We start from the raw sequence: 14,187 nt of genomic DNA, 5'->3' as shown, positions 1-14,187 counted from the left end.
AGGAGCAAGTGTCATGCAGGCAGTAGATTTCAACTCGGACATGGGCGAAGGCTTCGGTCCATGGACCATCGGCGATGGCGTCGACAATGAGCTGATGGGCTTCATCAGTTCGGCCAACATCGCCACCGGCTTTCATGCCGGGGACCCCAGCACCATGCGCCGCACTGTGGAACAGGCCAAGCGCCTGGGCGTAGCCATCGGCGCGCATCCAGGGTTTCGCGACCTGGTGGGATTTGGCCGTCGGCACATCAATGCACCGGCTCAGGAACTGGTGGACGACATGCTCTACCAGTTGGGCGCCCTGCGTGAACTCGCCCGGGTTCAAGGCGTGGCGTTGCAACACATCAAACCCCACGGCGCGCTCTACATGCACCTGGCTCGGGATGAGGAGGCCGCCCGTTTGCTGGTGGAAAACCTGCGGCGCCTGGAGCCTGAGTTACTGCTGTATTGCATGCCCGATTCAGTGATCTGGCACGTCGCCAAAGAACTCGGTCAACCGGTCATCCGCGAGTTCTACGCCGACCGCGAGTACGACCTCAGCGGCTCCATCGTCTTCACCCGCAACGTGCGCGCTTACGATCCGGCCCAGGTGGCCGCGCGGGTGCTGCGTGCCTGTCAGGAAGGCGTGGTGCGCACGGTGGAGGGCCAGGACCTGGCAATCGAATTCGATTCCATCTGTTTGCACAGCGATACGCCGGGTGCTTTGGCGTTGGTCGAAGCCACGCGCCAGGCGCTCGATAGCGCCGGAATCAAGGTTCGCGCACCGCGCTGAATCAGCACGAAACACCCGGCACACAGACGCCAGGGTTTAAACACCGATTCATTTTTGCCTGCCTTTCTACAACTATTCCAAGAGGAACAGACATGGCCGAACACACTGTCATCACCCCATTGCCCGGGACCTTCTACCGCAAAGCCACCCCCGAATCGGCGAACTTCGTCGAGGAGGGCGCGCAGGTCAGCGCCGACACAGTGATTGGCCTGATCGAGGTCATGAAGCAGTTTTCCGAACTGACCGCCGGGACGGCCGGTCGCCTTGGCGCATTCCTGGTGGAAGACGGCGATCCGGTGGAACCGGGTCAGGTCGTCGCAACACTCGACGACGAGTGAGGACGCGATCATGACTCAAGGCATTCGTAAATTACTGATCGCCAACCGTGGCGAGATTGCCGTGCGGATTATCCGCGCCGCCAAAGCTCTGGGCATCCCCACTGTCGCCGCGTGCAGCGAAGCGGACATCGACTCCCAGGCTGCGCGCATGGCCGACGAGGTGCACCTTCTCGGTCCGGCCCGCGCCGACAAAAGTTACCTGAACGTCGAAGCATTGCTCGGCGCCTTGAAAGCCACGGGGGCCAATGCGGTACACCCCGGCTATGGCTTTCTCTCGGAGAACGCCGATTTCGCCGAAGCCGTCCTCGCGACGGGCGCCATTTTCGTCGGGCCGAGCCCGCAGACGATCCGGCGCATGGGCGATAAAGCCGAGGCGCGGCGCACGGCTCAAGCAGCGGGCGTACCGGTGGTGCCGGGGTCGCCCGGTGAACTGTTTGACGTCGAGTCGGCGCTCAAGGCGGCCGAATCCGTCGGCTTCCCACTGCTGATCAAAGCCTCGGCCGGTGGTGGCGGGCGTGGGATTCGCCTGGCTGAAAACGCCCGGCAACTGAGCGAAGAGTTTCCCCGTTCCCAGCGCGAAGCCCAGGCGGCATTTGGTAATGGCGCGGTGTACCTGGAGCGGTTTATCAGCAAGGCCCGGCACATCGAAGTGCAAGTGTTGGGCGATGGTCAGCACGCCGTGCACTTGTTCGAGCGCGAGTGTTCGCTGCAACGTCGGCGCCAGAAGATTTTTGAAGAAGCGCCGTCGCCGGCACTCAGCCAGCAACAACGCGAGACGCTCTGCGCCAGCGCCGTGCGCCTCACCGAGTCCCTGGGCTACAAGGGTGCCGGGACGCTGGAGTACCTGTATGACGATGCGACGGGCGAGTTTTTCTTTATCGAGATGAATACGCGGATTCAGGTGGAACACCCGGTCAGCGAGCTGATCACCGGGATCGATCTGGTCCAGGCGATGTTGCGCATCGCCGGTGGCGAGCCGCTGGGCTTCAAGCAAAGTGACATCCAGCTCAACGGTGCCGCGCTGCAAATGCGCCTGAACGCTGAAGATCCGGCGCGGGACTTCTTCCCGAGCCCGGGCCTGGTCGAGGCGTTGGTGTGGCCGCAAGGGCAGGGGGTGCGTGTCGACACCCATCTCTATCAAGGCTACCGCGTGCCGCCGTACTATGACTCGCTGTTGGCCAAGCTGATCGTCCACGGTCGCGACCGTGCCGAAGCCTTGGCCCGCGCGCGCACGGCGGTGGAACAGACCACACTCACCGGCATGGCCAGCACCTTGGCGCTGCACGGCCAATTGCTGGAACAACCGTGGCTGCACAGCGCCGACTTCCACACTGGCACCCTGGAAACCTGGCTGGCCGAGCGCCGTAGCGGAGGTGAAGCGTGAGTCATCCTATCCGTTACAGTTTTGGTGCCGACGAACATTTGTTCGCCGAAGTCAGCGACAGCATGTCCCTTGAAGCGTTTTTCAAGGGCCTGGCGGTCACCCGCGCGGTGGAGCGTCTGGCACTGGATGGCGTGCTTGATGTGTGCCTGGCCAATGCCTCGTTCCAGATTCGTTTTGACCCGGATCGCGTTGCGCCTTTCGACCTGCTTGAAGCGGTGAAAATCGCTGAGGCCGAGGCGGTCGCCGAGCGCACGTTGCAGACGCGGATCATCGAGATTCCGGTGCTCTATAACGATCCCTGGACCCATGAAACCCTGATGCGTTTTCGCGACCGTCATCAGGACCCGAGCGCCACCGACCTGGAGTACGCCGCGCGCATCAACGGCCTGGCGGACGTCGAGGCGTTCATCGCCGCCCACAGTGGCGCGCCGTGGTTTGTCTCGATGGTCGGCTTCGTCGCGGGCCTGCCGTTCATGTTCCAGATGGTCGAGCGTGAACGTCAATTGCAGGTGCCCAAGTACCTGCGACCCCGTACCGATACCCCGAAACTGACCCTCGGTCACGGCGGTTGCTTCGGTTGCATCTACTCGGTGCGCGGCGCCGGTGGTTATCAGATGTTTGGTGTCACGCCGGCACCGATCTACGACCCACAGCAGACCCTGGCGTACCTGAAAGAGCACATGGTGTTTTTCCGTCCGGGCGACATCGTGCAGTTCAAACCGATGGACCGCCAAGCGTATGACCACGCCGTCGCCGAAGTGGAAGCGGGGCGCTTTGATCTGCGGATTCGTCCGGTGGAGTTCTCGCTGGACGCGTTCCTGGCCGACCCCGTTGGCTATCCCAAGTCGTTGCAGGAGGTGCTGGCATGATCAAGGTACTCAAACCCGGTCTCGCCACTTCGGTACAGGATCTGGGCCGCGAAGGTTACTACCACCTCGGCATTCCACCCTCCGGTGCGCTCGACCAATACGCCCTGAGCGCGGCCAATCAACTGGTCGGCAACCCGGCAGGGGCGGCAGCGCTGGAATGCACGCTGTTGGGGCCGGAGCTGGAATTTCAGGAGGATGCATTGGTGGCGGTGTGCGGTGCGCACATGACGCCGCGTGTCGATGGTGTGGAAATGCACCACGACACGGCGTTCTCGGTGAAGGCCGGGCAAGTGCTGCGCTTTGACTTCCCCAAGGCCGGCGCGCGCGCCTATCTGGCGGTTGCCGGTGGCATCGATGTGCCGGTGGTGCTGGGCAGTCGCTCCACCTATGCGTTGGGCGCACTCGGTGGTTTTCAGGGGCGCAGGCTGGTGACCGGTGATGAACTGCCCGTCGGTATCGCCAGCGGTAAAAGCCGCGCCGGGGCCAGTTTGCCCATGGCGTTGCGGCAATCGTTGGGTGGCGAGATCACCCTGCGTGTGGTGCCGGGTCTGTATTACGAGCGCCTGACTCCAGCGGCGGCGGATAGTTTTTTTGCCGAGCCCTGGACAGTCGGTTCGGAAGCCGACCGCATCGGCTATCGTTTCAAGGGTGGCAGTGCGCTGACTTTTCAACCTCGTGAGCAGCCATTCGGTGCTGGTTCCGATCCGTCAAATATCGTCGACAGTTGCTACCCGATCGGCTCGATCCAGGTCCCGGCGGGGCTCGAACCTATCGTGCTGCACCGCGACGCGGTGTCCGGTGGCGGCTACGCCATGATTGGCACGGTGATCAGCGCCGACCTCGACTTGATCGGCCAGATGCAACCCAACCAGAAGGCCCGCTTCAAAGCGGTCACCCTGGATGAGGCGCTGCAAGCGCGACGTTCCTATAAGAAAAAACTCAGCTGCCTGAGCAAGCTGTTCCCTTCCTGATTCTGCCCGCCGCATCGCGCGGGTCATGCCAAACGGTAAGCCAACGCCGCACTTCGGTGCGGTGGCGGCTGCCCGCGCTTCAACCTTTGACTGGTTCTGGAGTTCACGCATATGGCTGCTTTATCGCAATCGAGTCAAACCGGGCAAGACCCGGCCCATCATCCCGTTCCCCCCGCAGCACGCATGGGCCGCTTGTCGCTGACCATGGCCTGGTGGGCGGTGTGCAGCGCGATGTTTTACATCGTGGTCGGCGCGTCACTGGCCCTGTCTTACGGTGCCCGCAATGCGCTGATCGGGATGCTGTTGTCGGTGATCAGCTACGGGCTGGTCAACAGTGTACTCAGCCGTTTCGCGATCCGCAGCGGGTTGTCGGTGGCGTTGTTTTCAAGGCTGTTGTTCGGCAGCACCGGCGCCTGCCTGGCAACCTTGATCTTCTTTTCCACGGCGATCTATTACGCAGTATTCGAGGGTTCAGTGATCGCCGTGGCGCTCAACCACCTCTACCCGGAACTGGTCTATCCGTTGGCCGCGTTACTGGTGGTGCTGTACAGCGTGCCCATGATCCTGGGCAGCGTGCAGCACTGGCTGGACAAGCTGAACGGCGTGTTGCTGCCGGTGTACCTGGGGGGCCTGTTGGTGGCGGTGGGGCTGTCGATCAGCCGTTATGGCTACCAGCCGCAATGGCTGGATTTCGGCCCGGCAACACCCAGCGCGTTTGGCTGGTGGGATTGCTTTGTGGCCTACATGGGCGTCTGGGTGCTGATGCTGTTCACCTTCGACTATGCACGTTTTGGCAAACCTGAAGACGCCGGGTATCACGGGCGCTGGAACTTCGGCATGCCGTTCTACGCGGTGACGTTCCTGCTCAACGGCGCGGCAGGCATCTATCTGGTCAGCAGCATTCCCCATGACGGGGCGCTGAACGAAGTGTCGGTGGTGATGGCGATTTTGCAACTGATGGGCTTGTGGGGATTGTTGTTTGTCTGGGCCACGCAAACCCGGATCAACACCGCCAATTACTATCTGGCCACGCTGAACATGCAGGCATTCTTCGCACGTTTTGGCCTGCGCGGTTCGTACCTGATGTGGGCCTTGGCGGTCGGGTTGATCGTGTACGGCCTGATGCTCGCCGATGTGTTTGCCTACCTGCTCAAAGCCTTGGCGTATCAGGGCATTTTCGTGGTGGCCTGGGTCGGTGTGGCGTTGGCGCAGATCCTCTACGGACGCTGTGATGTGGCGGCGCTCGAACGGGTGGCAGCGTTCAATCCGGTGGGCCTGACGGCCTGGTTCGGCGCCACCGCGCTGGGACTTTTACTGATGTTCTGCGGTGGCAGCCTGAGCAGCTTTTCCGCACCGGCGACGGTGGTGTTTGCGTTTGTCTTGCAGGGCGGCTTGTCCCGTCTCAGCCGAAGCCGGTTGCAGCTGGCCCAGTAAGGTCTTTGCGAAAAACCAGGCGGACTTGCCCGCGCCAAGGAGGGCGCGGCTATTTCACCGAGCCGCCTTGCCTGAGATCTGCGCAAAAAATATCGATGCTGCCACTGTCCGGTGCACTTCGCACGACAAAACTCTTGCGGAGCTCGCGGTCGTTCGGCTGCTGAACATTTAGTCAGGCTGTGTTACGCCTGACTGGATCTTTCCGAGGGGGCTCAAAAACCTCCCGCTCACGGCGAATGGGCCACTCAAATACCCAGCATTTCAATGATATACGCTCCATTGCGCTGTGTTGAGTAGTGTTACTCACATAACGTGGCTGCTTGGATTCTTTCATCGCTTGGCGTAGTTCGCGTGTGAACTTGACCGAAATGTTGTGCTTTTTGAACAGTTGTGCGAGGTGGGGAAGCTGCAAGTAGAGATAACCCTTCGATGGGGTGCAGTGGTTGTAGCGCACACCCTTGCGGTCCAGGGTCTCTAGTGCACTCCAGAACTCGATCAATATGTCGGCGGGTGGCGGTGTCCTGGTCCCGATGCTGGTCAGGTCGGGGACTGACAATCCTAACTGGTGGGAAGCGAGCGCAAGTTGCTCATGGATAGCAGTGCGGATGGCGTTGTCGCAGGTACGACTCAATACTTTGAGCAGTGCAACCCGATGGCGTGAGAGGGCTATAAAGTGAGCAACATTTGGCGATTCAGAACGAGAAGAGCTGCCCTTGGTCCAGTAGTCCCACAACACGTCGTCGCATTCTTCCTGGTAACGAACGATCTTGGCGCGAAATTCGGGTTTTACGTTGTTCGGGCTGATTGCGTAGAGCCAGGCCGGAAGCTTACGAAGGGGGAGACAGGTCATTCTGTATTGCTTGCCATCACCTCCAGTCGTGGTCATTTCAACCATGGCTGAGTTAAATCTTTCGCCCAATTCTCGGAACTGCGTTTGCCAGTCCAGTCCCATATTTGTGACGATCGGCTCCATAGCTACAAACGGATCAGTACCCTGACCCACCAGAACTACCGTGTCCTCGTAGAACGGGACAGGCATCAGGTGCTCCTGCATGGCGGTGCTCCTTTTTTGAGGCTCCATGCCCAAATATTCGTCGAGCTAAAGCCGATGGAAACCGAATTAAACAATGCCACCTTCATGGCTTCAGATTGTAGCTGAAGATTTGTAAAGGTCCGCAACTGGCCGATTGCAGCTGCTCGCGAGGGCCAGACGAAGCCAATTGTCTTGGGCGCTGACACCCTCATGAACGACGACTTCAGCTCTGCGCGTTCAGAAACAGAGAGAACAGCTCGGACTGGGATTTAATCCCGAGTTTGCTGTACATGTGCTTGCGGTGGACCTTCACCGTCTCGGCGGAAATCGCCAGCTTGCGCGCGATCTCCTTGTTCGAGCAGCCGCTGAGCATTAGCCGGCCGACTTCAAGTTCGCGGGCGGAGAGCGGTGTGTCCAACTGCTGGTCAGTGGAGTCGAGCCAACTCTGCCAGCGTGGCGTCGGCGACGTGGCCTGCTCCAGCACCTCCCGCTCGAATGCCATGCGCTGACGCATCAGGGCGGCGACCCAAGGCTGGATGAGGGTGAGGAGGGCGATCTGCTCTGGGCTGAAGTGGGCCTCGCTGCCCAGTGACAGGCTGAGGGTGCGTTCCGCGTCGAGCTGGACGTTGATATGGACTTCGTCGGCAACGATATTGAGGCGGAAGTAGCGTTGGTAATAGTCAGTCTGCTCGAAGCACTCCGGCGCCACGTCGGCTAGCCAGAACAAACCGTTCTGCGGTGCTTCCCGGTTGGCCAGGTAAAAGGGATCGAGCAGATACAGGCCTTTGAGGTAATCCTGAAAGAGCGGGTCTGGCCCACCATCCTTGCCTGGGCATTCGGCGAGCACCTGCGGACGGCCATTGCTGAAAATCAGCACGACCCAACTGTCCACCGGAATGTATCTGTCCAGCAGACGCACCAGGGCTAGCCAGAAACCAGGCCGGTCAAGTGCCTCGATCAGTTTGCCAATCGCCTGGTGCCAAGCCATGTCCTGCAAGGTAATGCTCACGTTCCTACCCATACGGGGTTACCCCATCGATGTGATTACTTTCCGTTTTATGGCTCTCCATACTCCATCCAGCCCTGGCGGGTGCTGTTCAGTTGGCGATTGCGAGCCCACAACACGTGAAAGGATCACCGATGAAGATTGAACTTGTACAACTTACCGGTCGCGATGGCGATACCGCTTATAACCTGAAGCGTACCGTGCAGGCCATCGCTACCTGCGCAGTGGATACCGATCTGCTGATATTTCCAGAGACCCAATTGATGGGGTTCGCCAGCGCGCAACAGCTCGCCGAAGTCGCCGAGCCCCTGAACGGGCCGAGTGTGCAGGCCGTGCAGCGCGCCGCACGGGAACGGAACGTCGCGGTGGTGGTTGGCATGGCTGAGAACGACGGCGGCCTCTTCTACAACACCTCCCTGCTGATAACACCACAAGGGATCGCCTTGCACTATCGCAAGACTCACCTTTGGCCGTCGGAACGCGGCCTGTTCCAACCGGGCGACCGCTATGCCACTGCGCTCTGGAAGGGCCTCCGTGTCGGCCTCCTGATTTGCTACGACATCGAGTTGCCGGAAAGTGCTCGAGCCCTCGGCCAACTCGGCGCCGAGCTGATCCTGGTCACTAACGGCAATATGGATCCCTACGGCCCTGTCCACCGTACCGCGATCATGGCTCGCGCCCAGGAAAACCAGGCGTTCGCGGTGATGGTGAATCGAGTTGGCGACGGCGATGAAGGCCTGGTTTTTGCCGGTGGGAGTGCAGCGATCGATCCCTTCGGGCGAATGTTATTCGAAGCAGGGCGCGCCGAGTGTCGTCAGGTGGTAGAGCTGGATCTCGACCTGCTGCGCACCGCCCGCCGCGACTACGACTACCTCAGTGACCGCCGCCTGCTCCTGATCGGCGAGCAGATTGAGCACGGTGATGGTCGACGCGAACTACTGATCCCCTGAACCAGGCGCGAGGGGTATACCCCACCGTCTTGATTCGATGTTGACCCTGCCACAACAATAATTCACACACTAGCAGGAGCCGTGCGCGTGTCCCTGGACCCGGCGCCAATGCTCTGGAGCATCCCGATGAAAGCGACTCGCTACATGCCATTCGTCCTGGTCACGCTGTTCAGTGTCGGCCTGGCCTGCGCCCAGGCCGACGAGCCTGCCAAATCCAGCGTGCACATCTACAACTGGTATGACTACATTGCCCCGAACACGATGAAAGACTTCGAGAAAGAAGCGGGCATCAGCGCGGTGTACGACGTGTTCGACAACAGCGACGTCATGCAAAGCAAACTGATGGCCGGGCGCAGCGGCTATGACGTGGTGGTTGCCAGCGGCGACCTGCTGCCGAACCTGATCAAAGCGGGTGTGCTGAAAAAACTGGATCGCTCGAAGTTGCCCAACTGGTCCCACCTCGACCCCGACATCCTCGCCAAGTTGCAGAGCAACGATCCCGGAAACAGCTATGCGGCCCCTTATCTGTGGGGGACCACGGGCATCGGCTATGACGCGGACAAGGTTAAATCGATACTCGGCCCGGATGCGCCAGTCAATTCCTGGGACCTGATTTTCAAGGAAGAAAACCTGGCCAAACTGAGTCAGTGCGGTGTGGCCATGCTGGACGCCCCCAGCGAAGTCATTCCCATCGCGTTGCACTACCTGGGACTGCCTTACAACAGCCAGAACCCGGAGGATTACAAAAAAGCCCAGGCACTGCTGCTGAAACTGCGTCCCCATATCGTCTACTTCGATTCGTCCAAGTTCATCTCCGATCTGGCCAATGGCAACATCTGCGTCGTGCTGGGCTGGGCGGGTGGTGTCGCCGATGCGCAAAAGGCCTCTGAGCTGGCTGGCAACCATCGCAACCTCGTGTACAGCATTCCTCGCGAAGGTGCCCCGGTGTGGGTGGAGAGTCTGGTGCAGCTCAACGATGCGCCGAACCCGGAGCAAGGGTTGGCCTTCATCAACTATATGCTGCGGCCCGAAGTCATCGCAGAGTCCTCCAACTACCTGAGCTATCCGAACGCCAACAAGGATGCCACCGCGCTTGTCGAGCAGAAAATCCGCGACAACCCTGGTGTGTATCCGTCCAGACAAGTGTTGGACACGCTATTTCCGCTTGAACCCCTCCCGCTGAAGATGGAGCGCGTGCGCACCCGTGCCTGGAACACGGTCAAGACCGGCGCCTGATGGCAGACTCGGCCCTGCTGCCGACTGGCCAAGCCCCTTCATGAAACACATCAAACAAAACAGAGAGATCATGACAGTGACGATAAAACCACGTGCCCGTGACCTGAACATTCGGTTCGGCCAACTGCACCCCGGCCCCCTCAATGCCATCACCGATGTGCCTGGCGTACGCGTCGGCCACAGCAATGTGCGAGGACGCACCGCCAACGGTCGCGACATCCTGACCGGTGTCACGGTGATCGAACCGCGAGCGGGTTCCATCAGCCAGCAACCGTGCTTTGCCGGCGTCCATGTGCTGAACGGCAACGGCGACGCCACAGGTCTGGAGTGGATTCGCGAGGCGGGTCTGTTGACCAGTCCCATCGCCTTCACCAATACCCATAGTCTGGGCGTGGTGCGCGATGCGCTGATCGTGCTGGATCGGGAGCAGCAGCCGGATGACGGGCGCCTCTACTGGAACATGCCGGTGGTGCTGGAGACCTTCGACGGCCTGCTAAACGACATCAACGGCTTTCATGTGAAGATTGAACATGTGGCCGAGGCCCTGCGTTCGGCCAAGAGCGGGTCGGTAACGGAAGGCTCCGTCGGGGGCGGCAGCGGCATGATCTGTCATGAATTCAAGGGCGGCATCGGCACCGCATCACGGCGTCTGAGCAGTGCCCAGGGCGGCTGGACCGTTGGCGCCATCGTCCAGGCCAACCACGGCATCCGTAACGAACTGCGCGTCGACGGCTACCCGGTCGGACGCTACATGGAACAGGCTGACTCGCCGTTCCTCAAGGCGTCCCTGCCGCACCCGGGCATGGGTTCGATCGTCGTTTGCCTGGCCACCGACGCGCCGTTGCTGCCGCACCAATGTACGCGCCTGGCGCAACGCGCCAGCCTCGGCCTGGCCCGCACCGGCGGCGGCAATGAAGACCACAGCGGTGACATCTTCATCGCCTTCGCCACCGGTAATCACATGCCGCCGGCCGCTTATGAAAGCAAGCGCGCGCCGACGACCGACAACCTGCGCATGGTCAACAACGACCACATCAGCGAGTTGTTCCTGGCCGCCACTGAAGCCGTGGAGGAAGCGATCATCAATGCCTTGCTGGCCGCCGACACCGCCGAAGGCAACGGCCATGCCGTGCCGGGCCTGGATGCCGAGACGCTGCTCAAAGCCTTGCATCAGGCCGGCTGGCCGGGAGCGGCGACCGACTGACTGATCCAGCGGTGTTGAGGTGGTGTGCCTGTTTCGCGTTCATGCCACCTCGAGCACATTGATTGCAGGGTTAAGGGGACGAATTCATTTTTTTATAAAATGAATCCGTCCCCTTTTCGATGTTTCAAAGCCCTCCGCCGAAGCGATACTGCCAGACGATGCCAATGGCATCGTATTCGCTGCCCGTGCGGGTATGCCCGCCATTACTCGCATTCAGCTTCAGCGAATGGTTCCGGTTCAACGGTAGCGTGAGGGTGCATCCGTAGCGTGTGTTTTCCTGAGAATCGTGGTTACCGACCCCATCGACCGAGGTGCTCCCGCCAGCGAAGTAGGTCGCATCCAGCGACGCCCAAACTCCATTGCCAAAGGCATAGATAAGATGCCCCTGTACCTGGTAAATCGGGTCCTGGGACAGTACGTGGTCGCCGAGTAACTCGTCATTGTCGGTGTAAAAGGTTCCCGCGCCGGATAATTCCAGGGTCACTTGCCCCAGGCGTTTGGAAACCCCTAGTTCAGGCTTGAACGACCAGCGATTGTTGCCCAGATTGACCAGCCTGCCAGCGTCGTATTGGCCGAGCGGCGCCGTGATCGCCAGGCTGGCGCCGATAATCACATCCTGTTGATAGCTGGGGAACTCAGCCAGGGACATCGCCGGGGCGCCATATAAGTTGACCGAGAAGCGCAATCTTGGATCGATCAACCCGGTAACATTACGCTCTATGGGTTCACCGGCGAGCAGCGCAGTGCCGGTCAATCTTGCCTCAGGCACGACGATATCGAACTTCCCGGAGCGGCCCCAGACGTCCAGGGATCTAGCAAAGGCAAACACGACAGTCTTTATGTTGAGCTTGGCATCCTCGAGCGGGATTGACGGGTTGGCCGTCACGTTGCCGTCGAGATCGCTGTAGCCCAGGAGCAGGAAATTGATACCGACCGGCGTATTGGCGTAGGACCTGGGTTCGAGATCCTCTGCGACTGCACCCGGGGCTACCATGATGAGCGAAGCGGATGCGAACCGAACCAACCTGACGACGCAGAGTTTGTGTTTCATTCACGTTCGCTCGCTTCCTGTGAGGACCCCAGAGTTCTACGTATTGTTGTAGCGCATCTGCATTCGTTTGGCACTTACAGCTGCCACCAGCACTGTGTGGCCGCGGGTCTGTCAGGTAAAAACCAGAACGCAATCACTTTTTCGGTGGTTTACCGCTGGCAGGGATGTGCAGGTACGACATCACGCTTTCAGTCAGTTCGGTTGCCAGCTTGACTGCTTCTTTATTGCGCGCCATCACGCCGGCGACCAAGCCTTCGATCAAGGCCAGCACGGCGATGTTGGAACTGGTCAGCACCGGGTGATCGCAAGGCGCAAACAGCGTGTGCTCGGCAATGCCGGTGAGCGGCGAGGCGGGTGAGTCGGTAATTGCCAGCACCGATGCGCCACGTTCATTGGCGAAGCGTGCCAGTTGCAGGGTGTCCAGGGAGTAACGCGGCAGGGAGATCGCCAGCAACACGTCCTGATCAGTGATCGCGGCCAGTCGGTACGCGGCATTTTCGTTGCCACCCTCCATGCTGATGGCCGTGGCGTCGGCACAGAAGGGCATCAGGGTCGAGGCGGCGAGGCCGGCGAAGTAAACACTGTTGCCGAACCCCAGAATGTAGATTTTACGGGCCGTGGTCAGGCGAGTGACGAACGCTTCAAAGGTGTCGGCGTGGTTGTTGGTCGCCGCCGTGGCCAGGTTGCTGCTGGCGCTCTGGAGTTGCTCATGCAAGCCAAACGCGCCGCCCGGGCGATGGGCAAGTTCGTTGCGCAGTTTGTCGACCGGCGACACCATCTGCTGCAATGTTGCGACCAGCTCGGCCTTCATGCCGCTGTAACCACCGAGGTCCAGCGCTTTGGCCAGACGGTTGACGGCGGCGGGTGAGGTCAATGTTTCGTGAGCCATCTCCTCGATGGTCAGCGTCGCGGCTTTGAGCGGGTGACGCAGGATGAAGTCCGCCACCTTGCGCAACGACGGTGGCAGTTCGGAAACGATTTCCGTCAGTTTGCGCATGACCGGCGCGGCATAGACAGTGGTGTCTTTCGATGGGGTTGGCATATCCAGCTCAACAATTCCTGAAGGTGAGAGAAGGGCTGTGCCTGATGCCCTGACAAGGTTGGCTGGAGTGTATCCGAAGCCAACCGTGTCAGGGCAGCGCCGAGCAGTGGATGGGTGGGCGGCGGCCTTACTTCAAGCTCCCGGCCAGAAACTGCTGGAGGCGTTCGGACTGCGGGTTGACCAGCACCTCACGCGGGGCGCCGCGCTCTTCGACAACGCCCTTGTGCAGGAACACCAGTTGGTTCGACACCTCGCGGGCAAAGCCCATTTCGTGAGTCACCACCACCATGGTGCGGCCTTCCTGCGCCAGATCCTGCATGACTTTAAGCACTTCGCCGACCAGTTCGGGATCGAGCGCCGACGTCGGCTCATCAAACAGCATCACTTGCGGTTCCATCGCCAGTGCGCGGGCAATGGCCACGCGCTGCTGCTCGCCACCGGACATATGCGCCGGCCAGGCGTTCATGCGGTGCGCCACACCGACTTTTTCCAGGTAATGCTCGGCCTTTTCCCGTGCCTCTTTCTTGCCCAGCCCCTGCACATGCACCGGGGCTTCCATGACGTTTTCCAGGGCGCTCATGTGTGACCAGAGGTTGAAGTGTTGAAACACCATCGATAGCTGCGAACGCATGCGTTGTAACTGCCTGGGTTCGGCTGCCTTCAGCCCGCCAAGCTTGTTGGCCGCCAGCTTGAGCGGTTCGCCATTGAGCACGATAGTGCCCGCATTGGGTTGCTCCAGCAGGTTGATGCAGCGCAGGAACGTACTTTTGCCAGAGCCGCTGGAGCCGATGATGCTGATCACGTCACCGGCCTGTGCTTGCAGGGACACGCCCTTGAGCACCTGGTGCGCGCCGTAACTTTTGTGCAGGTCCTGAACTTCAAGTTTGTACATGGTTT

At 60.4% G+C, this 14,187-nt stretch carries 14 protein-coding genes; 9 read left to right on the top strand and 5 right to left on the bottom strand.

Features of this window, described 5'->3' with window-relative positions; genetic code table 11:
• The first annotated feature begins 13 nt into the window (after positions 1 to 13).
• The 6 genes from ACA067_RS21545 to ACA067_RS21520 all read left to right on the top strand — a co-directional run bounded on the left by ACA067_RS21545 (position 14) and on the right by ACA067_RS21520 (position 5,768).
• On the top strand, positions 14 to 772 hold the full coding sequence (locus ACA067_RS21545; protein ID WP_497458407.1) for a 5-oxoprolinase subunit PxpA: 759 nt from the start codon (positions 14 to 16) through the stop codon (positions 770 to 772).
• A gap of 92 nt (positions 773 to 864) precedes the next feature.
• Positions 865 to 1,110, top strand: a complete 246-nt coding sequence (locus ACA067_RS21540) for an acetyl-CoA carboxylase (protein ID WP_497458406.1) — start codon at positions 865 to 867, stop codon at positions 1,108 to 1,110.
• 10 nt (positions 1,111 to 1,120) lie between these two features.
• Entirely contained in the window at positions 1,121 to 2,494 is a 1,374-nt protein-coding gene (locus ACA067_RS21535) for an acetyl-CoA carboxylase biotin carboxylase subunit (RefSeq protein ID WP_497458405.1), read from the top strand.
• On the top strand, positions 2,491 to 3,363 hold the full coding sequence (locus tag ACA067_RS21530) for a 5-oxoprolinase subunit B family protein (RefSeq protein WP_497458404.1): 873 nt from the start codon (positions 2,491 to 2,493) through the stop codon (positions 3,361 to 3,363). The genes ACA067_RS21535 and ACA067_RS21530 overlap by 4 nt, the downstream gene beginning before the upstream one ends.
• A complete protein-coding gene (locus ACA067_RS21525; RefSeq protein WP_497458403.1) occupies positions 3,360 to 4,334 on the top strand; it encodes a 5-oxoprolinase subunit C family protein in 975 nt (324 codons plus the stop codon). Before ACA067_RS21530 ends, ACA067_RS21525 begins: the two co-directional genes overlap by 4 nt.
• Positions 4,335 to 4,445: 111 nt before the next feature.
• Positions 4,446 to 5,768 (top strand): purine-cytosine permease family protein, encoded by a 1,323-nt coding sequence (locus ACA067_RS21520; protein ID WP_497458402.1) that lies wholly within the window; start codon positions 4,446 to 4,448, stop codon positions 5,766 to 5,768.
• A gap of 172 nt (positions 5,769 to 5,940) precedes the next feature.
• Here the strand turns inward: ACA067_RS21520 and ACA067_RS21515 are convergent, their stop codons facing one another.
• A complete protein-coding gene (locus ACA067_RS21515) occupies positions 5,941 to 6,822 on the bottom strand; it encodes a phage antirepressor N-terminal domain-containing protein (RefSeq protein WP_497458401.1) in 882 nt (293 codons plus the stop codon).
• Between the two features lie 202 nt (positions 6,823 to 7,024).
• Positions 7,025 to 7,810 carry a LuxR C-terminal-related transcriptional regulator gene (locus ACA067_RS21510; protein ID WP_497462826.1) on the bottom strand — a complete coding sequence of 262 codons (786 nt, stop codon included), beginning with the start codon at positions 7,808 to 7,810 and terminating at the stop codon, positions 7,025 to 7,027.
• Between the two features lie 131 nt (positions 7,811 to 7,941).
• Between ACA067_RS21510 and ACA067_RS21505 the strand changes: the two genes are divergently transcribed.
• From ACA067_RS21505 to ACA067_RS21495, 3 genes are all read left to right on the top strand, one after another.
• Positions 7,942 to 8,757: a carbon-nitrogen hydrolase family protein gene (locus tag ACA067_RS21505; RefSeq protein WP_497458400.1), complete on the top strand. Its 816-nt coding sequence runs from the start codon at positions 7,942 to 7,944 to the stop codon at positions 8,755 to 8,757.
• Positions 8,758 to 8,883: 126 nt separating this feature from the next.
• On the top strand, positions 8,884 to 9,993 hold the full coding sequence (locus ACA067_RS21500; protein ID WP_497462825.1) for a polyamine ABC transporter substrate-binding protein: 1,110 nt from the start codon (positions 8,884 to 8,886) through the stop codon (positions 9,991 to 9,993).
• 82 nt (positions 9,994 to 10,075) lie between these two features.
• Entirely contained in the window at positions 10,076 to 11,197 is a 1,122-nt protein-coding gene (locus ACA067_RS21495; protein WP_497462824.1) for a DmpA family aminopeptidase, read from the top strand.
• Between the two features lie 124 nt (positions 11,198 to 11,321).
• Here the strand turns inward: ACA067_RS21495 and ACA067_RS21490 are convergent, their stop codons facing one another.
• The 3 genes from ACA067_RS21490 to ACA067_RS21480 form a co-directional block, all read right to left on the bottom strand.
• Positions 11,322 to 12,248 carry a transporter gene (locus ACA067_RS21490; RefSeq protein WP_497458399.1) on the bottom strand — a complete coding sequence of 309 codons (927 nt, stop codon included), beginning with the start codon at positions 12,246 to 12,248 and terminating at the stop codon, positions 11,322 to 11,324.
• A 133-nt stretch (positions 12,249 to 12,381) separates the two neighbouring features.
• Positions 12,382 to 13,290: a MurR/RpiR family transcriptional regulator gene (locus ACA067_RS21485; protein WP_497458398.1), complete on the bottom strand. Its 909-nt coding sequence runs from the start codon at positions 13,288 to 13,290 to the stop codon at positions 12,382 to 12,384.
• A 127-nt stretch (positions 13,291 to 13,417) separates the two neighbouring features.
• Entirely contained in the window at positions 13,418 to 14,182 is a 765-nt protein-coding gene (locus ACA067_RS21480; RefSeq protein WP_497458397.1) for an ABC transporter ATP-binding protein, read from the bottom strand.
• Between the last annotated feature and the right edge of the window lie 5 nt (positions 14,183 to 14,187).

This window comes from Pseudomonas sp. LBUM1674 (genome assembly GCF_059695635.1).
Note: the sequence above shows the minus strand (reverse complement) of the source record. Positions and strands in the feature narration are given on the sequence as shown.

Excerpts from the sequence above, each read along its gene's own strand:
- ACA067_RS21545 (WP_497458407.1), top strand. The coding sequence starts at position 14 with ATGCAGGCAGTAGATTTCAACTCGGACATGGGCGAAGGCTTCGGTCCA.
- ACA067_RS21540 (WP_497458406.1), top strand. The coding sequence starts at position 865 with ATGGCCGAACACACTGTCATCACCCCATTGCCCGGGACCTTCTACCGC.
- ACA067_RS21535 (WP_497458405.1), top strand. The coding sequence starts at position 1,121 with ATGACTCAAGGCATTCGTAAATTACTGATCGCCAACCGTGGCGAGATT.
- ACA067_RS21525 (WP_497458403.1), top strand. The coding sequence starts at position 3,360 with ATGATCAAGGTACTCAAACCCGGTCTCGCCACTTCGGTACAGGATCTG.
- ACA067_RS21520 (WP_497458402.1), top strand. The coding sequence starts at position 4,446 with ATGGCTGCTTTATCGCAATCGAGTCAAACCGGGCAAGACCCGGCCCAT.
- ACA067_RS21515 (WP_497458401.1), bottom strand. The coding sequence starts at position 6,822 with ATGCAGGAGCACCTGATGCCTGTCCCGTTCTACGAGGACACGGTAGTT.
- ACA067_RS21505 (WP_497458400.1), top strand. The coding sequence starts at position 7,942 with ATGAAGATTGAACTTGTACAACTTACCGGTCGCGATGGCGATACCGCT.
- ACA067_RS21500 (WP_497462825.1), top strand. The coding sequence starts at position 8,884 with ATGAAAGCGACTCGCTACATGCCATTCGTCCTGGTCACGCTGTTCAGT.
- ACA067_RS21490 (WP_497458399.1), bottom strand. The coding sequence starts at position 12,248 with ATGAAACACAAACTCTGCGTCGTCAGGTTGGTTCGGTTCGCATCCGCT.
- ACA067_RS21485 (WP_497458398.1), bottom strand. The coding sequence starts at position 13,290 with ATGCCAACCCCATCGAAAGACACCACTGTCTATGCCGCGCCGGTCATG.
- ACA067_RS21480 (WP_497458397.1), bottom strand. The coding sequence starts at position 14,182 with ATGTACAAACTTGAAGTTCAGGACCTGCACAAAAGTTACGGCGCGCAC.